The organism is Cryptosporangium sp. NPDC051539, assembly GCF_044454545.1.
Lineage (GTDB): Bacteria > Actinomycetota > Actinomycetes > Mycobacteriales > Cryptosporangiaceae > Cryptosporangium.
This window is the reverse complement of sequence record NZ_JBITDV010000018.1, coordinates 66,232-82,810: the sequence shown is the minus strand read 5'-3', so window position 1 is coordinate 82,810 and position 16,579 is coordinate 66,232. Positions and strand designations below refer to the sequence as shown.

14 protein-coding genes and 2 pseudogenes are annotated in these 16,579 nt (G+C 73.2%); 6 read left to right on the top strand and 10 right to left on the bottom strand.

Annotated elements, in window-relative coordinates; all coding sequences use genetic code 11:
• Positions 1-7 precede the first annotated feature (7 nt).
• Genes ACIBZJ_RS39655 through ACIBZJ_RS39635 form a run of 5 tightly spaced genes read right to left on the bottom strand, consistent with a single transcriptional unit; the run spans position 8 to position 5,854 of the window.
• Positions 8-2,701, bottom strand: a complete 2,694-nt coding sequence (locus tag ACIBZJ_RS39655) for a putative PEP-binding protein (RefSeq protein ID WP_395938787.1) — start codon at positions 2,699-2,701, stop codon at positions 8-10.
• Positions 2,694-3,275, bottom strand: a complete 582-nt coding sequence (gene dhaL, locus ACIBZJ_RS39650; protein ID WP_395938786.1) for a dihydroxyacetone kinase subunit DhaL — start codon at positions 3,273-3,275, stop codon at positions 2,694-2,696. Before dhaL ends, ACIBZJ_RS39655 begins: the two co-directional genes overlap by 8 nt.
• Complete coding sequence (dhaK, locus tag ACIBZJ_RS39645; RefSeq protein ID WP_395938785.1) at positions 3,272-4,258, bottom strand: dihydroxyacetone kinase subunit DhaK; 987 nt, start codon at positions 4,256-4,258, stop codon at positions 3,272-3,274. Before dhaK ends, dhaL begins: the two co-directional genes overlap by 4 nt.
• A gap of 33 nt (positions 4,259-4,291) precedes the next feature.
• Positions 4,292-5,335 (bottom strand): NAD(P)/FAD-dependent oxidoreductase, encoded by a 1,044-nt coding sequence (locus tag ACIBZJ_RS39640; protein WP_395938784.1) that lies wholly within the window; start codon positions 5,333-5,335, stop codon positions 4,292-4,294.
• A 27-nt stretch (positions 5,336-5,362) separates the two neighbouring features.
• Positions 5,363-5,854, bottom strand: a complete 492-nt coding sequence (locus tag ACIBZJ_RS39635; protein WP_395938844.1) for a phosphoribosyltransferase — start codon at positions 5,852-5,854, stop codon at positions 5,363-5,365.
• A gap of 96 nt (positions 5,855-5,950) precedes the next feature.
• On the opposite strand from ACIBZJ_RS39635, the gene ACIBZJ_RS39630 reads away from it, so the two are divergent.
• A complete protein-coding gene (locus ACIBZJ_RS39630; RefSeq protein WP_395938783.1) occupies positions 5,951-6,868 on the top strand; it encodes a S1C family serine protease in 918 nt (305 codons plus the stop codon).
• Between the two features lie 38 nt (positions 6,869-6,906).
• On the opposite strand, the gene ACIBZJ_RS39625 is transcribed toward ACIBZJ_RS39630, so the two are convergent.
• The 4 genes from ACIBZJ_RS39625 to ACIBZJ_RS39610 are packed head-to-tail and all read right to left on the bottom strand — an operon-like array spanning position 6,907 to position 10,392.
• On the bottom strand, positions 6,907-7,653 hold the full coding sequence (locus ACIBZJ_RS39625) for a DUF427 domain-containing protein (RefSeq protein WP_395938782.1): 747 nt from the start codon (positions 7,651-7,653) through the stop codon (positions 6,907-6,909).
• A gap of 12 nt (positions 7,654-7,665) precedes the next feature.
• A complete protein-coding gene (locus ACIBZJ_RS39620) occupies positions 7,666-8,901 on the bottom strand; it encodes a hypothetical protein (RefSeq protein WP_395938781.1) in 1,236 nt (411 codons plus the stop codon).
• Positions 8,894-9,442 carry a SigE family RNA polymerase sigma factor gene (locus tag ACIBZJ_RS39615; protein WP_395938780.1) on the bottom strand — a complete coding sequence of 183 codons (549 nt, stop codon included), beginning with the start codon at positions 9,440-9,442 and terminating at the stop codon, positions 8,894-8,896. Before ACIBZJ_RS39615 ends, ACIBZJ_RS39620 begins: the two co-directional genes overlap by 8 nt.
• Before the next feature lie 38 nt (positions 9,443-9,480).
• Positions 9,481-10,392 carry a S1C family serine protease gene (locus tag ACIBZJ_RS39610; RefSeq protein WP_395938779.1) on the bottom strand — a complete coding sequence of 304 codons (912 nt, stop codon included), beginning with the start codon at positions 10,390-10,392 and terminating at the stop codon, positions 9,481-9,483.
• 68 nt (positions 10,393-10,460) lie between these two features.
• Here ACIBZJ_RS39610 and ACIBZJ_RS39605 point away from each other — a divergent pair.
• Positions 10,461-10,973: pseudogene (locus tag ACIBZJ_RS39605) on the top strand (NUDIX domain-containing protein); the annotation flags it as partial.
• An 84-nt stretch (positions 10,974-11,057) separates the two neighbouring features.
• Here the strand turns inward: ACIBZJ_RS39605 and ACIBZJ_RS39600 are convergent.
• Positions 11,058-11,246: pseudogene (locus ACIBZJ_RS39600) on the bottom strand (HNH endonuclease); the annotation flags it as partial.
• Between the two features lie 150 nt (positions 11,247-11,396).
• Between ACIBZJ_RS39600 and ACIBZJ_RS39595 the strand changes: the two are divergent.
• The 4 genes from ACIBZJ_RS39595 to ACIBZJ_RS39580 are packed head-to-tail and all read left to right on the top strand — an operon-like array spanning position 11,397 to position 16,425.
• On the top strand, positions 11,397-11,747 hold the full coding sequence (locus tag ACIBZJ_RS39595) for a bifunctional 3-phenylpropionate/cinnamic acid dioxygenase ferredoxin subunit (protein ID WP_395938778.1): 351 nt from the start codon (positions 11,397-11,399) through the stop codon (positions 11,745-11,747).
• A 21-nt stretch (positions 11,748-11,768) separates the two neighbouring features.
• Entirely contained in the window at positions 11,769-14,171 is a 2,403-nt protein-coding gene (locus ACIBZJ_RS39590) for an FAD-dependent oxidoreductase (protein WP_395938777.1), read from the top strand.
• Positions 14,171-15,319: an N-methyl-L-tryptophan oxidase gene (solA, locus tag ACIBZJ_RS39585; RefSeq protein ID WP_395938776.1), complete on the top strand. Its 1,149-nt coding sequence runs from the start codon at positions 14,171-14,173 to the stop codon at positions 15,317-15,319. Before ACIBZJ_RS39590 ends, solA begins: the two co-directional genes overlap by 1 nt.
• A complete protein-coding gene (locus ACIBZJ_RS39580) occupies positions 15,316-16,425 on the top strand; it encodes an aromatic ring-hydroxylating dioxygenase subunit alpha (RefSeq protein WP_395938775.1) in 1,110 nt (369 codons plus the stop codon). The genes solA and ACIBZJ_RS39580 overlap by 4 nt, the downstream gene beginning before the upstream one ends.
• The last annotated feature ends 154 nt before the right edge of the window (positions 16,426-16,579 follow it).

The following is a 16,579-nucleotide window of genomic DNA, read 5'->3' as shown; positions in this document are numbered from 1 at the left end:
CGCCGGTTCAGGCCGTCGCGGCCTCGCGGGCTCCGGTCGGGCCCTCCGCGGTGAGTGCGACGGCTGCCGCGTCCGCCGCGTCGGCGGAGGAGATCTCCCGCACGGCCTGCTTCACCTCCGGCACCCGGGCCGGGGCGACGCTCAGTTCGCGGACGCCCAGGCCGACGAGGACGGTCGGCGCGCCGGCGTCGCCGGCGAACTCGCCGCACACGCTCACGGTGGCGCGACCGGCGGCGCCCCGGCAGACCGCGTCGATCAGGCGGAGCACGCCCGGGTCCCAGGGATCGCCGAGCGCCGCGACCCCGCCGTCGCCGCGAGCGGCGGCCATCGTGTACTGCGTGAGGTCGTTCGTGCCGATGCTGAAGACGTCGACCAGCGGCGCCAGGACGGCCGACTTGAGCGCGGCCGCGGGCACCTCGATCATCGCTCCGACCCGCAGGCCGGTCGGTGCACCGCGCCCGGTGGCCCGGATCGCCGCGTCCAGCGCGGTGCGAGCGGCCCGCAGTTCGCCGACGGTGCTGACCATCGGGAACAGCACGGTCACCGGGGTCTCGTGGGCGAGGAGCACCATCGCGATCAGCTGCTCCCGGAACATCCCCGGCCGGAGCAGCGAGAACCGCAGGCCCCGGACGCTCAGGAACGGGTTCGCGGTCGGCGGCACGGGCGCGTATCGCAGCGGCTTGTCGCCGCCGACGTCGAGCGTCCGCAGCGTGAGGCGACGCCCACCGAACGCCTCGGCGAGCGCCCGGTAGGACCCGAGCTGCTCGTCGACGGTCGGGGCGGTGTCGCGGTCGAGGAACAGGAACTCGGTCCGGACCAGTCCGGACAGGTCGGCGCCGTGCTCCGCGGCGGCCCGGGCGTCGGCGACCGAGCCGAGGTTCGCGCCGACCTCGACGTGCACACCGTCCCGGGTCCGGGCGGGCTGCCGGGCCACCGCCGACGCCGCGGCCGCCCGCGCCCGGGCGGCGTCACCGGCCGCGGCGAACCGGGCCCGGACCTCCGGTGCGGGATCGAGGACCAGTTCGCCGGTAGACCCGTCGAACGCGACCGCCGTTCCGTCCGGGACGTCCCGGACGAGGTCTCCCGCCGCCACCACGGCCGGGATCCCGCGGGCCCGGAGCAGGATCACCGCGTGCGCGGTCGGGCTGCCCGCCGCGAGCACGACCCCGGCGATCCGCGCCGGATCGAGCGCCACCGCCTGGGCCGGTGAGAGGTCGTCCGCCACCAGCACCGCCCCGCCGAGGGCCGGATCGGCAGACGGCTCCGGCCCGGCCGGAGCCACATCGGGCGGGGCCGCATCGGTCCGGGCCGCATCAGTCCGGGCCGCATCAGTCCGGGCCGCATCAGTCCGGGCCGCATCAGTCCGGGCCGCATCAGTCCGGGCCGCATCAGTCCGGGCCGCATCGGTCCGGGCCGCATCGGTCCGGGCCGCATCGGACAGGGCAACGTCGGGCAGGGCAACGTCGGACAGGGCGGTGAGGACCTGGTCCCGCAGGGCGGCCAGGTCGGCGGCCCGGGCCCGGAGGTACGGGTCCGGCAGGGCGCTCCAGGCGGCTTCCGCGTCGCCGGCGGCGGCGGCCCAGGCGCCGCCCGCGTCGGCACCGGCCGCGATCGCGGCCAGCGCCGGATCCCGGAGCCCGGGGTCGTCGAGCAGCATCAGGTGCGCGTCGAAGATCTCGGCCTCGGACTCGCCGAGTTCACGGACGACGCGCTCCCGGGTCGCCCGGACGTCGGTCGCCACGCTCGTCAGGGCGGCGTCCAGCCGGCGCCGCTCGGTGTCCGGGTCCGCCGCCTGGGCCCGGCCGGCCCGCACCGCGGCCGCCTCCTGCCGCACGACCCCCACCACGATGCCCGCCGCTCCCCCGAGTGCCCCGGCCGCGGGAGGAAGAGCCGTCTCCCGCACCGGCGCCGGCCCCGCACGATCCGCGGCAGCAGCCTCCGACGGCGGCGCGACGGAGCCGAAGAGCTCACCGGCCGCACGGAGGACGCGCGCCAGGGCCGCCTCCTGGCCGGCCGGGACCGTGACCTCGACCCGGTGCCCGGCCAGGGCCCCGAGCGTCGCGACCCGGCTGAGGCTCTCGGCCGGCACCGGCCCGCTGCCGGTGGTCGCGTTCCGGAACGTCACCGGGGCCCCGGCGCCGCGGACCGCACCGACCAGCGCGGCGGCCGGACGCGCGTGCAGCCCCATCGGGTCCGTGACGACGAACTCCCCGCGCAGCGCCCCGCCGTCCGCGGACGGCGCCGGCTCGACGGGCGGCGGGCCCGCGTCCTGGTCGGCGAGGTGCCCGGTCTTCGCGGCCGCACCGGCCACGGCTTCGGCCGCCACCTCGGCCCGACCGGCACCACCGGCCGCCGCCACCACGGCCGCGACCAGCCCTTCGACCAGCGGCGCCGGGCTGAGCACCACCCGGTCGGCCACCTCCGGATCGACGAACTCGAGCGCGAGCTCGGCCGAGAGCACCGCCGACCCGAGATCCATCAGCACGACCACGCCCGCCGGCCCGTCCGCCGCTCCGATCGCCTCCGCGATCGCTGCGGCGTCCGTCCCGAGCCCGGGCTCGGCCGACCCGGCCTCGTCGATACCGGCCGCGATCTCGACCCGCACCGGCGCGCCCTGCGCCATCTCCGACGCCAGCCCCACCGCTGCCCGGGCCAGCGCCCGGCTGTGCGAGACCACGACCAGCCCGACGAGATCAGGCATCCGGGTCCAGGGTGTCCGCGGCCGCCCGCACGAGCAGCGCGGCCGACGTGGCCCCCGGGTCGAGGTGGCCGACGCTGCGTTCTCCCAGATACGACGCCCGGCCCTTGCGCGCGATCATCGGCACGGTCGAATCGCGTCCGGCCTCGGCCGCGGCCACGACCGCGGCCCAGTCCTTTCCCGCCTCCAGTGCCTCGGCCGCCGGTACGAGCGTGTCGAGCATCGTCTTCTCGCCCACGGCCGACTTCCCCCGCGCGGCGATGCCGTCGACGCCGGCCCGGAACGCGCCCGGGAACCCGTCGGCGAGCGAGCCGGCCGCGCGCAGGAAGAACGTGCCGTACAGCGCACCGCTCGCCCCGCCGACGGTCGAGACCAGCACCATCCCGACTTTCTTCAGCAGTGCCCCGTCGTCGTCGAACGACCCGGCGTCGAGCGCGGCGACGACCGCGGCCAGACCCCGCGACAGGTTCGAGCCGTGATCCGCGTCCCCGATCGCCGAGTCCAGTTCGGTCAGCCGCGGCGCCTCCGCCGCGACCAGCCGTGCGAACTCCCGGACCCACCCGGCGACGTCGCTCATGCCCCCCACCGCATCCCCGGCGTCACCACCGGCGCGTCCCACAGCCGCAGCATCTCGTCGTCGGTCGCCAGCAGCGTCACCGAGACCCCGGCCATGTCCAGGCTGGTGATGTACGGCCCGACCAGCGAACGCACCACCCGCACCCCGTGCCGGTCGAGCAGCGCCGCGACCTCCCCGTACACCAGGTACTGCTCGATCAGCGGCGTGGCACCGAGCCCGTTCACGAACGCCAGCACACCCTGCTCGGGACGGATCTCGGCCAGCACCGGCTCGACCAGCATCGCCGCGGCCTCCCGGGCCGACGCCAGCGGTACCCGCTGCCGCCCGGGCTCACCGTGGATGCCGACCCCGAGCTCCATCTGGTCTTCCGGCAGGTCGAACGTCGGCTTCCCGGCCGCCGGGACGGTGCCCGACGTCAGGGCCAGCCCCATGCTGCGGCCCCGGTCGTTGACCCGCTGCGCGATCGCGGCGACCTCGGCCAGCGACCGGCCCTCTTCCGCGGCCGCACCGGCGATCTTCTCCAGCAGCACGGTGACGCCCACCCCGCGGCGCCCGGCGGTGTACAGACTGTCTTCCACGGCGACGTCGTCGTTCGTCACGACCGTGGCGATCGAGACGCCGTCGGCGAGCTCGGCCGCCATCTCGAAGTTCATCACGTCGCCGGTGTAGTTCTTGACGATGTGCAGCACGCCGGCGCCACCGTCGGCGTACTTCGTCGCGGCCAGGATCTGATCGGGTACCGGCGACGTGAACACCTCACCGGCGCAGGCGGCGTCGAGCATGCCGCGCCCGACGAACCCGCCGTGCAGCGGCTCGTGCCCGGACCCGCCGCCGGACACCAGCCCGACCTTGCCCGGCACCGGCCCGCCGGCCCGGTGGACGACCTTCTGTTCGAGGTCGACCGCCAGGTCCGGATGCGCCGCCGCCAGCCCGGCGAGCGATTCGACGACCACATCTGCGGGAGCGTTGATGAGTTTCTTCATGTCGTTGCTCCTTTGCGCGCGACTGACTGAACCCTACGGAAGATCCTCGGGTAATCCACCGGATGCGGTCGCCGCGGCCAGATCGGCGCCGAGCGCGGGGGCGAACTTGAACAGGTTCTCGCCCCAGACCGCCAGCACCGGCCCGGACCGGGCCACCCGCACGCCGTCGCCGAGGCCGGGCGTCGGGGCGCAGTGGACCTCGTCCACCGGATCCGGATCGACCACGTCGGCCAGGAACTCCCGCACGTAGTCGGTCACGGCCCGCAACGCCCGGTCGCGCGACTGCTCGGGCCCGAGGTCCCACGCGGTGTCGGCCGCGGGCAGGTGGCCGCCGACCGCCCACCGCCCGGGTCCGGCCAGGTGCCCGTAGGTCGTGAATCCGGGACGCCACGCCTCGCTCTGTTCGATCCAGCACGCGAACGCGGTCTCGGAGGCCGCCGGGAACGTGAACCGGACGTGGTGTTCGAGCGGTTCCGGCACCGGCAGACCGACCGGCCGGGCCAGCGGAGCGGTGTGGGTACCGGCCGCGATCAGCACCGCGTCACAGCGCCAGCTGTCCCGCTCCGAATCGACGGTCGCACCGCCCTTACCCACGGTGATCCGCCGGGCGGCGTAGGGAAAAAGACAGCGGCGGACCGCGGACCGGAGGAAATCGCCTGCCGCGGCGGCCTGGATCACGCCTCCGGCCGGGTCGACGAGGAACGGACCCGGCGTGCCGGGGCGGGCCGGCAGGGCCGGGACGGCACGGACGTCGGTATACAGGCCACATCGGACGCCGACCGCCCGCATCGCCGCGTACCGTTCCGGGGCGCCCGGGCCACTGACGACGGTGCCTTCGCGGCCGACCAGGGTCCGGCCGCTGGTCCGCTCCCAGCGGCTCCACCCGACCCGGGCGCGGGCCGCGTAGCGGACCAGCGCGGGCGTCTCGTGCGCGAGCCGGAAGATGCGGGTGCCGCCGCGCGACCGGCCGCTCATCGGTTCACCGGCCTCGTAGAGGCGGACCGAGACCGGATAGCGGCGCAGGGCGTAGGTGGCCGACAGCCCGACGATGCCGGCCCCGATCACCGCGATCCGCATCCCCCAGCCCTACACCACCGGAGGGCACTACACCACCGGAGGAAGCGTCGACCAGGGGAAGTTGATCCAGCGGTCGGTGCGGCGCCAGACGTATTCGCACCGCACGGCCGAGTGGGGCTTCTCGTAGAGCACGGCGGTCCGCGCTTCGGCCACGTGCGCCGCGCAGAAGTCGTAGACGACCTCCAGCGTGCGTCCGGTGTCGGCCACGTCGTCCACGATGAGGACGCGGGCCCCGGCGATGTCGACGACCTCGGGCACCGGCGGCAGCATCACCGGCACGGCGAGCCGCTCGTCGACGCCGGTGTAGAACTCGACGTTGATCGTCGCGACGTTCTTGACGTCGAGCGCGTAGGCGAGCGCACCGGCGGGCAGCAGGCCGCCGCGGGCGATCGCGAGCACGAGGTCGGGCCGGTAGCCGTCGTCGGCCACCAGGGTGGCGAGTTCGCGGGACGCCGTCCCGAACCGGTCCCAGGTGAGGACCTCCCGGGGGATCTCGCTGCCGGCCGCGTCGGTGCTCAGTGCTTCCACGGCCGGATCGTAAGTGTTCTGGCGGAAGCGGCGATCGCGCGCAACAGTTGTAGCGATGTAATCATCGCCAGTGTCCCGGAGGCGGTCATGACCGAACTCGACGCCTATTCACAGATCGTCACCCGGGTGGCCCGCACCGTCGGCCCGCACGTCGCCGCACTCGCGGTGCGGAGCCGCCGCGGCGAGGGCGCGGGCTCCGCGGTGGTCGTCGGCGACGACGGCCTGATGCTCACGAACGCACACGTCGTCGCCGGCGTGACGCGCGGGAGAGCCGCGTTCGCCGACGGGTCCGAATCGGACTTCGCGGTGGTCGGCGCGGACCCGCTCTCCGACCTGGCCGTGGTCCGCGCCGACACCACCACGGTCGCCGGCGTCACCCTCGGCGACGCCGACGCCCTGCAGGTCGGGCAGCTCGTCGTCGCGGTCGGCAACCCGCTCGGGCTGTCGGGCACGGTGACGGCGGGGGTGGTGAGCGCGCTGGGCCGGTCGCTGCCGGCCCGGAGCGGTACCGCCAGCCGCCTGATCGAGGACGTCATCCAGACCGACGCGGCGCTCAACCCCGGCAATTCCGGCGGCGCGCTGGCCGACTCGGCCGGGCGGGTGGTCGGCATCAACACCGCGGTCGCCGGGGTGGGCGTCGGGCTCGCGGTACCGATCAACGCGACGACGCGGCGGATCATCGCGGCGCTGCGTCAGGACGGCCGCGTCCGGCGGGCCTACCTGGGGCTGGTCACGGCGCCGTTCCCGCTGCCGGAGGCGCTGGCCGCCCGGGCCAAGGCGGCCCGGGGGCTGCGGGTGGTGGAGGTGGTGGCGGGCAGTCCGGCCCAGCAGGCCGGCGTCCGGACCGGAGACGTGCTGCTCGACGCCGGGCGCGCGCCGGTACGCGACGCGCAGGGCCTGCAGAAGCTGCTGTTCACCGAGGCGATCGGGCAGCCCCTCCCACTGACGGTGTTCCGCAACGGGGCGATGGTGGACGTCGTCGCCCTGCCCACCGAATTGGTATAGGTCTGGGCCGTGCCGCCTCCCGCGCCGCGGCCCAGACCCTAGAAGTGTGTCACCGGACGGTCTTGTTGCACACCATCAATGGCAACATCCACTTTCTCATCGTAGAACGCGAGGAGTCCGATTACCTTCTGTGATTCCGGCAGTGGCGTTCTGTACGTCCACACCACATTCGAGTGCACCGCGCCGGTTTCCAGCACGACGTCCCAATAGGTCGCTGCGCCCTTGTACGGGCAGTGCGTCACCAGCGTCGTCGGGCGCAGCAGGTCGAGCCGAACGTCGGTCATCGGCAGGTAGTAGCGCGGCGGCAGCGTCGTCTCGAACAGGATCCGCGGCTGGTGCGAGTCGGCCACCACGACGCCGTCGAGGCTGACCTGCACGTGCCGGCTGCTGTGGAGGATGTCGACCCGCTTGTACGGGTCTCGCGGGTGGACGTAGACCGGTTCGTCCTCTTCGAGCCACTCGTCCACGGATCCCCAGTCGAGGCGCACCAGGGTCCGCAGCTCGGTGAGCGGCGAGTCGGGGTGGGTGACCGCCGCACTCGGCAGCGTCCGGCCGGGCAGCACGACGTCGTGCACCAGCCCGTTGCCCCGGCTCGGCGACCGGCTCACCTCGCCGGTCGGCACGAGCTCGGCCAGGACGTCGTCCCGCGGGATGTAGTAGGTCGGGTAGTACGGCTTCTCCCAGACCAGCGCCGGACGCCGGGTGTCGGCGACGACCCGCCCGCCGGACAGCGCCCGGACGCGTTTGTGCCCGGTTTCGACCCGTACCGATCCGCGTGAGCTCATGCCCTCGATTCTCTACCGGATCCGGCCCAGGTCGAGCACATACATCGCCTTGCCGTCCTCGGCCGGCCAGGCGACCGCGGCGTCCTGCAGCCGCACCCTGAGCAGGTCGTCGTCGTCATCGAGGTAGCCGAGCGGTACCGACCGGGCGCCGACCAGGTCGAGCAGCTGCAACTGCCGGGTGTGGTTGCCGATCGAGTGCCCGAACACCGGCAGATAGCGGTTGCGCAGCGGGGTCAGGCCGCTCCAGCTGGACTCGAACTGGTCCCACTTCTTCCGGTTCGTGCCGTCGACCCGCTGGGTCGTGACCGTGTTGCCGCCGTCACCGACCTCGACGCACCAGACCGGGCCGCAGGCGTCCCGCCGGCTGGTCGGGTGGAAGTTCGAGATCCACTGCTGCCCGGTGTCGACGTTCCAGAGCGTTGGCGGCGCGGTGACCAGCGACCCCGGCGCGACCGAGTTGAGCACCAGCCAGGGCCAGTACACGTCGTAGGTGTGGGCGGTGTGGGCGAGCAGGCGCGGTTCGCCGCCATCGGCCGGGATCGTGCGGATGCCGTCCTCGGCCGGCCCGTAGACCACCAGGTCACCGGCGAGCGTCACGCTGAACGTCTCGCGCGGGTCGTCGACCTCGTCGAGCAACCGGAGCTTCCCGTCGTCCCAGCGGACGCTGAAGATCTGCTCGGGATACCCGCTGCGGTGCAGCCGCCAGGCCACCCGCTCGCGGTCGGCCCGGACGCTGGAGATGATCGCCGGGTTCTTCGGGGACTGCTCGAACGAGGCGATCAGCGTCGTGGTGACCTGCCGGCCGCGGACACGCACGAGCCGGAGCTCGGAGTCGCCGGGGGTGCCGAACGTGTGGATGACGACGTCCCGGTCCGGCAGCACGGCGTCCACCCAGTACGTCCGCCCGCCGATGGTCGACGGCAACTTCTGCAGCGCGGCCGGCCAGAGCTCGCCGGCCGAGGCCACCTGCGGCGGCACCGGCGCCTGCTCCCCGATCCGGGCGACCTTCAGCAGCCCGACCGTGCCGAGCACGAGCAGCACCGCGACCGCGGTGGCGATCATCGCGCGCCCGCCGCGCCGTCGCGCCGCATGGCGCGTCACGACCTGGTACAGGTCGTCCGGCGGTGGTGGCGCGTCGTCGGCCACCCGGTTGAACGTCCCGATCAGGACGTCACCCAGCGCGCGGTCCTCGGGCCGGGGCCAGGACTCGGGCTCGGGCTCGGGCTCGGGCTCGCGGAAGTCAGGCATGGCGCCTCCGCTCGGTCGTGAGGATGTCGGGCCCGGCGGGATCGGGGGCGAGCGGGCCGCGCGGGCCCTCGAGATGTTCGCGGAGCGTCCGCAGGCCACGCAGGGCCTGACTGCGGACGGTGCCCTCGCTGATGCGCAGCCGCTCGGCGATCACGTTGTCACCGAGCCCCTCGTAGTAGCGCAGGACGAGTACCGCCCGCTGGCGGGGCGGCACCGAGCCGAGGGCGTCCCAGACGCCGATGTCCTCCTCGGCCCGGGTGATGCCCGGGTCGATCGCCCACAACTCGGGCACGGTGTCGACGAGCCGTTCCCGGCGGCGTTTGCGCCACCAGCTGATGTGCAGGCGCGCCATCGTGGTGCGGACGTACGCCTCCGGGTCGTCCCGTCGTCGCACCCGTCCCCACGCGCCGCGTAACCGGATCAGGGCCTCCTGGACCAGATCGGCGGCGTCGTGCGGATTCCCGGCCAGGACGTACCCGTACCGGGTGAGCGCGGCGGAGCGTTCGGACACGAACTGCTCGAACCCGTCGGGCTCCGGCATGCCTACCTCCCCGTTCGTGCTCCTGGACGCGTGGCGGCTCACATCTGTTGCACGGGCACCCGGAGCAGGATCGCGTTGCCTCCGCGCTGGACGACGAGGTCGGTGTCGGCGGTGGTGAGGCCCCGGAGCGCGGTGCCGACGTCGTCGAGGGTGGCGATCGGAGTGGTGCCGACGCGGGTGACGACGTCACCCGGCCGGATCCCGGCCTTCGTGGCCGGTGAGGCGCGGCCGGCCGCGACGACGATCGCGCCCTTCTCGGCGTCGACACCGAGCGCGTTGCGGATCGCGGAGGTCAGTTCGGCGAGGGAGACGCCGAGGTCGGGGTGCCGGGGCGGCCGGCCGGCGAGGAGCCGGTCGGCGGTGTACGCGATCACGGCGCTCGGGACCGCGGCGTTGTCGCGGGTACCGAGACCGATCAGGCGGCCCTGGGTGTCGAAGAGGCCGCTGCCTTCCGCCGGGATGTCGGTCCGGATCTCCTCGGGACTCCCGACCGCGGAGACGAGGCCCCGGGCGACGCCGGTTCCGGTGATCGCGAGCGTGGACTCGCCGGCGCGGGCCAGCTCGGTGCGGATCGGGACGGCGGGGAGGTTCGTCCGGGCGGCCTTGATCACCGCCAGGTCGGCCACCGCGTCGGTGCCGACGACCGAGCCGGCGACCGTGGCCCCGTCGGCGAGCGTGAGCGTGACGGTCTTCGCGGTTCCCACCACGTGCTCGTTCGTGACCACGACGTCGTCGCGGTAGACGACCCCACTGCCGTGGGAGGTCGGGCTGCCGTGAGCCGTGACGGTGACCAGGCTCGGAGCGACGTTCTCGACCACGTCGGCCAGGTCGGACGGGTCGGGCGCCCCGGCACCCGTCGAGGCCGCGGTGGAGACCGACCCGCCGCTCCCACTGCACCCGGCGAGCACGGCCAGCGTCAACAGCACCGTCGCGTACCGACACCGCACCATCACGCGCACCCCCGTTCGCGTGAGCGCGCAATTACTGTGCGCTCACGGACACGCTACCGGGGTACCGCGACGGCCGGGTCACCACCGAGACCCGCGAAACCTACGACCGCGGCAACGGCGCGACGATCCTGCTGTACGACGCCACCCGCCGGACCGTGCTGCTGACCAGGCAGTTCCGGTTCCCGGCGTACGTCAACGGCCACCCCGACGGGATGCTGCTGGAAACCGCCGCCGGCCTGCTCGACGGGGACGACCCGGAGACCGCGATCCGGCGCGAGGCCGAGGAGGAGACCGGCCACCGGGTCGGTGCGGTCGAGCACGTGTTCGAGGCGTACATGAGCCCGGGCTCGGTCACCGAGCGGCTGAGCTTCTACGCGGCGCCGTACAGCGCCGAGAGCCGCACGTCCGAGGGCGGCGGGATCGCCCACGAGGGCGAGGACATCGAGGTGGTGGAACTCGGCATCGACCGGGCCCTGGAGCTGATCGAATCCGGCGGGATCGACGACGCCAAGACGATCATGCTCGTCCAGTGGGCCGTCCTCCGCGGCCCCTTCCGCGAGCCTCGCCCCCAACGCCGCTGAAGGCGAGCCGCCCAGCGGCGCGCACGAAACACTGACCCGGAGCCCGCCGAGAACAGCACCGACGGCGACGCCCCGGTGGCCGCGGACGCGGTTGCAGCGGGAACAGGCGGCGATCTCGTTTTCGAGCCAGGACGGACCGCCCCTGACCCGGGGTACGACGTGGTCGGTGGTCGCCCTCACCAGCGGCCCGAACTCCCGCCCGCACCACACGCAGACCCCGCCGTCACGGGCGATCCGCCGAGCCAGCCGGTCCGCCCGGCCTGAAGTACTCATCAGGTCGATTCACCACACACGGACCGCATCCGCATCCCGGCCTCTTGACACAGGCCCCCGGCAGATCTGACTCTGTTGCGGAGGACGCACCCCGTTCTGCATAGCGCACTCGATCTGCTCGTTGAGGCATGGCTCACCCGAGGTGACGCGATGATCCCTGTCTGCCCCCTGGACGACCTCCCTCCCGGCGAGTCCCACCGCCTGGACGTCACCCCGCCGATCACGGTGTTCCGCACCGACGACGGCGAACTCTTCGCTCTCGACGACACTTGCACCCATCAGGACGCCTCGCTCGCCGACGGCTGGATCGAGGGAGGTGCGGTCGAGTGCCCGCTGCACGCCTCCCGCTTCGACCTGCGCACCGGCCGGCCGGACTGCCTACCGGCCAAGATCCCGGTCCGCACCCACGAGGTCCTGGTCGTCGACGGCCTGATCCACGTCGTCCCGTCGACCGGCGCACCGAACCTTCCCCCGGGCGCGCAGCTGCCCGGCGTCCACTAGAAGAGCGGCGGGAGGCTCCCCATGCCGAAAGTGATCGTCGTCGGAGCGGGAATCGTCGGCAGCGCGATCGCCGACGAGCTCACCCAGCGGGGCTGGACCGACGTTCTCGTCCTCGACGCCGGCCCGCTGTACGCGACCGGAGGGTCGAGTTCGCACGCCCCCGGCCTGGTCTTCCAGACCAACCCGAGCAAGACGATGACGAACTTCGCGCAGTACACGGTGGAGAAGCTGCGCGGTCTCGGCGAAACCGCATTCCGCCCGGTCGGCGGCCTCGAGGTCGCCACCACGCCCGAGCGCCTCGCCGAGCTGCACCGCCGCGCCGGGTTCGCCGCGTCCTGGGGGCTGCCGGGCCGGGTTCTCGACCCCGAGCAGGCGGCCCGCCTGCACCCGCTGCTGACGCCGGACAAGATCCTCGGCGGCCTGCACACGCCCACCGACGGGCTGGTCCACGCCGTCAACGCGGTGACCGCGCAGGCCGAGCGCGCGATCGCGAACGGCGCGACGTTCCTCGGTGGGCACACGGTGACCGGTGTCCGGACCGGGCCCGACGGCCGGGTCGCCGGCGTCGACACCGATCGGGGCGGCTTCGACGCCGACGTGGTGATCGGTGCGGCCGGGTTCTGGGGCCGCCGGTTCGGCGCGCTCGTGGGCCTGACCGTGCCGCTGCTCCCACTGGCCCACCAGTACGCCAAAACCGGCCCGATCGCCCCGCTCGCCGGGGCGACGGCCGACGCGACCGCCCCGATCCTGCGGCACCAGGACGCCGACCTCTACTTCCGCGAGCACGGCGACCGCATCGGCATCGGTTCCTACGCCCACCGGCCGATGCCGGTCGAGCACATCCGCCGCCACGACGAGTCGTCGGTGATGCCGAGCATCGAGGAGTTCACCCCGGCCGACTTCGACTCCTCGTGGGAGGACGCGGTCGCGCTGCTGCCCGCCCTGGCCGAGACCAAGGTCGAAGAGGGCATCAACGGCATCTTCTCGTTCACCGCCGACGGTTTCCCGCTGATCGGCGAGCACCGCGACCTGCCGGGGCTGTGGATCGCCGAGGCCGTCTGGGTGACGCACTCGGCCGGGGTGGCCAGGACCGTCGCCCAGTGGGTCACCAGCGGCGACCCCGGGATCGACGTCCACGAATGCGACCTGTACCGGTTCGACCCGGTGCAGCTGACCGACTCCTACGTGCACCAGCGCGCGACGCGGAATTTCATCGAGGTCTACGACATCCTGCACCCGCTGGACCCACCGGCGAACCCCCGGCCGCTGCGGGTGAGCCCGTTCCATCCCCGGCAGCAGGAGCTCGGCGCGGTCTTCACCGAGGGCGCGGCCTGGGAGCGTCCGCTGTGGTTCACCGCGAACGACGGACTGCCGGAGACGGAGGGCATCCCCGATCGCGACGAGTGGTCGGCGCGGCACTGGTCGAAGACCGCCGGGGCCGAGGCGCTGGTGACCCGGGAGCGGGTGGCGATGTACGACATGACGCCGCTGACCCGGCTCGAGGTCGCCGGCGCCGGCGCGCTCGGCTTCCTGCAGCGGATGACGACGAACAACCTCGACAAGGCCCCCGGCGCGGTGACGTACACGCTGCTGCTCGACGGGCAGGGCGGCGTCCGGAGCGACCTCACGGTGGCGCGGCTCGCGCCGAACCGGTTCCAGGTGGGCGTCAACGGTCCGCTGGACCTCGACTGGTTCCTGCGGCACGCGCCGGACGACGTGTTCGTCCGGGACATCACGGGCGCGACCTGCTGCATCGGGCTCTGGGGCCCGCTGGCCCGTGACGTGCTGGCTCCGCTGACCACGGCCGACGTCTCGCACGCCGGGTTCGGGTACTTCAAGGCCAAGCACCTCGAGGTCGGTGACGTCCCGGTCGACGCGCTGCGGCTCTCGTACGTCGGGGAGCTCGGGTGGGAGCTCTACACGTCCGCCGAGCTGGGACTCCGGCTGTGGGACACGCTCTGGGAGGCCGGATCCGGCCACGGGGTGATCGCGGCCGGCCGGAGCGCGTTCAACAGCCTCCGGCTGGAGAAGGGCTACCGGCTCTCCGGTACGGACATGACCACCGAGCACGACCCGTACGCGGCCGGGCTCGGCTTCGCGGTCCGGAAAGACAAAGACTTCTTCGGACGCGACGCGCTGCTCTCGCGCGGCGAATCGTCGTCGCGCCTGACCGTGCTGACGCTGGACGATCCGGCCGCGGTCGTGCTCGGGAAGGAGCCGGTGTACCGGGATGCCGGCCCGATCGGGTACGTGACCAGCGCGTCCTACGGGTACACGCTCGGGCGGTGCGTCGCGTACGCGTGGCTGCCGGCGTCGCTGGCGGCGGGGGACGGCGTGACGATCGACTACCTGGGTACCCGGCTGGCCGCGACCGTGGGCACCGAGCCGCTCTTCGACCCCGGCATGTCGAGGATCCGTCGCTGATGGCGCCCGCTGACGTCATCGTTCTGGGCTTGGGCGGGATGGGGAGCGCGGCGGCCCACCACCTCGCGGCGCGCGGCGTGCGCGTCCTCGGGCTGGAGCGGTTCGGACCGGCGCACGCCCGGGGCAGCAGCCACGGCGGGTCGCGGATCATCCGGCAGTCCTACTCCGAGGACCCGGCCTACGTCCCCCTCGTGACGCGCGCGTACGAGCTCTGGGGCGACCTGGAGGCCGAGACCGGCGCCGACCTGCTGACGCTGACCGGCGGGATCTATCTCGGGCGGCCGGACTCGCCGACGGTCGCGGGCGCGCTGGCCGCGGCGACGGAGTGGGACCTCCCGCACGAGTACCTGGACGCCGGCGCGATCCGGTCGCGGTTCCCGACGCTGAATCCCGGGCCCGACACGGTCGGGGTCTACGAGCAACGGGCGGGATTCGTCCGCCCGGAGGCGTCGGTCGCCGCTCAGCTCTCGGTCGCCGCCCGCCTCGGCGCCGACCTGCACTTCGAGGAGCCCGTCCTGTCGTGGTCGGCGAACGCGGGCGGTGTGGAGGTGACCACCGCCCGGGGTGCGTACCGGGCCGACCACCTCGTCGTCGCCCCGGGCGCCTGGGCCACCCGGGTGCTGGGCCTCCCCTTCCTGGTCGAACGCCAGGTCCAGTACTGGTTCGCCCCGGCCGGCGGCACCGCACCGTACGTGGACCACCCCGTCTACCTCTGGGAGGACCCCAGCGGCTCGTCGATCTACGGCTTCCCGTCGATGGACGGGCCGGACGGCGGCGTCAAGGTGGCGTTCTTCCGTCGCGGCGGAGCCGGAACCGACCCCGACGCGCTGGACCGTGAGGTCCGTCCCGAGGAGATCGCCGCGATGGCCGCACGGGCCGGTCGCGACCTGCCGACTCTGCCCGGGACGTTCCTGCGCGGCGCGGCCTGCATGTACACCACGACGCCCGACGGGAACTTCGTGGTCGGCACCCGCGACCGGGTGACGATCGCCTGCGGGTTCTCCGGGCACGGGTTCAAGTTCGTGCCGGTCGTCGGCGAGATCCTCGCCGACCTCGCGATCGACGGCACGACCCGGCACCCGATCGCTCTGTTCGACCCGGGGCGCCTGCCGGGCTCCAACCAATTCCCGATGGGGAGCCCCTCATGACGACGACCGAAGGCCTTCTCACCACGCTGCCGGGCTCGTACTACACGGATCCGGGGGTGTTCGCGGCCGAGCAGGAGAAGATCTTCGAACCGATGTGGTTCTGCGCGATCCGGGCCGACGACCTGCCGGCCGCGGGTGCGTTCCGGACCGTCCGGATCGGCCGCGAGAGCGTGATCCTGGCCCGCGGGCGCGACCGGGTGATCCGCGGGTTCCTCAACGTCTGCCGGCACCGGGGCGCGCAGCTCTGCACGGACGAGGAGGGTTCGGTCGGACGCGCGTTCCGCTGCACGTACCACGCCTGGACCTACGATCTGACCGGCAAGCTGATCGCCGCACCGAACCTGGCGAGCATGCCTGACCTCGACCGGAGCGCCCACGGCCTGGTCTCGGTGACGGTCCGCGAGTGGCTCGGGTACGTGTGGGTGTGCCTGGCCGATTCACCACCGTCGTTCGCCGACGACGTCGAGGGCGCGGTCGTCGAACGGCTCGGCGACCTCGAGAGCATCGATGCCTACGACCTGCCGTCGCTCAAGGTCGGGCGCCGGATCCGGTACGACGTGAAGGCCAACTGGAAGCTGATCGTCGAGAACTTCATGGAGTGCTACCACTGCGCGACGATCCACCCGGAGCTCGTCGAGGTGCTCCCGGAGTTCGCGAACGGGTACGCGGCGCAGTACTACGTGGGGCACGGCGCCGAGTTCGGAGCCGGGATCGAGGGGTTCACGGTCGACGGGTCGCCCGGCCTCGACCGGATCCCCGGGGTGTCGCAGGCCCAGGACCGGCGGTACTACGCGATCACGGTCCGGCCCCAGGTCTTCATCAACCTGGTGCCCGACCACGTGATCTTCCACCGGATGGTGCCGCTCGCCGCCGACCGGACCGTGGTCGAGTGCGACTGGCTGTACCTGCCCGGCGTGGTGGAGTCCGGTAAGGACGTGTCGGCGTCGGTCGAGCTGTTCCACCGGGTGAACCAGCAGGACTTCGAGGCCTGCGAGCGGACGCAGCCGGCCATGAGTTCGCGGGTGTACGCCCGGGGCGGAGTGCTCGTGCCGAGCGAGCACCACCTGGCCGGTTTCCACGACTGGGTCCGCACTCGAATCGACTGACCGCCACTCACCCATTTAGCCCGCCGCCGTCCCCATTGGGTACGGCGGCGTTGCTTTTCGGCCATTCCCGTCCGTCGCGCGGTGGAAGCGACCCTCGAAATGTCGACCGTTTGCCGGTGTCCCGTACACTCCGAAATTGGATCAGCGGGGTCGG

Bases quoted from the DNA above. Each gene is read 5' to 3' on its own strand.
- ACIBZJ_RS39655 (WP_395938787.1), bottom strand. From the start codon at position 2,701: ATGCCTGATCTCGTCGGGCTGGTCGTGGTCTCGCACAGCCGGGCGCTG.
- dhaL (WP_395938786.1), bottom strand. From the start codon at position 3,275: ATGAGCGACGTCGCCGGGTGGGTCCGGGAGTTCGCACGGCTGGTCGCG.
- dhaK (WP_395938785.1), bottom strand. From the start codon at position 4,258: ATGAAGAAACTCATCAACGCTCCCGCAGATGTGGTCGTCGAATCGCTC.
- ACIBZJ_RS39640 (WP_395938784.1), bottom strand. From the start codon at position 5,335: ATGCGGATCGCGGTGATCGGGGCCGGCATCGTCGGGCTGTCGGCCACC.
- ACIBZJ_RS39630 (WP_395938783.1), top strand. From the start codon at position 5,951: ATGACCGAACTCGACGCCTATTCACAGATCGTCACCCGGGTGGCCCGC.
- ACIBZJ_RS39625 (WP_395938782.1), bottom strand. From the start codon at position 7,653: ATGAGCTCACGCGGATCGGTACGGGTCGAAACCGGGCACAAACGCGTC.
- ACIBZJ_RS39620 (WP_395938781.1), bottom strand. From the start codon at position 8,901: ATGCCTGACTTCCGCGAGCCCGAGCCCGAGCCCGAGCCCGAGTCCTGG.
- ACIBZJ_RS39615 (WP_395938780.1), bottom strand. From the start codon at position 9,442: ATGCCGGAGCCCGACGGGTTCGAGCAGTTCGTGTCCGAACGCTCCGCC.
- ACIBZJ_RS39610 (WP_395938779.1), bottom strand. From the start codon at position 10,392: ATGGTGCGGTGTCGGTACGCGACGGTGCTGTTGACGCTGGCCGTGCTC.
- ACIBZJ_RS39595 (WP_395938778.1), top strand. From the start codon at position 11,397: ATGATCCCTGTCTGCCCCCTGGACGACCTCCCTCCCGGCGAGTCCCAC.
- ACIBZJ_RS39590 (WP_395938777.1), top strand. From the start codon at position 11,769: ATGCCGAAAGTGATCGTCGTCGGAGCGGGAATCGTCGGCAGCGCGATC.
- solA (WP_395938776.1), top strand. From the start codon at position 14,171: ATGGCGCCCGCTGACGTCATCGTTCTGGGCTTGGGCGGGATGGGGAGC.
- ACIBZJ_RS39580 (WP_395938775.1), top strand. From the start codon at position 15,316: ATGACGACGACCGAAGGCCTTCTCACCACGCTGCCGGGCTCGTACTAC.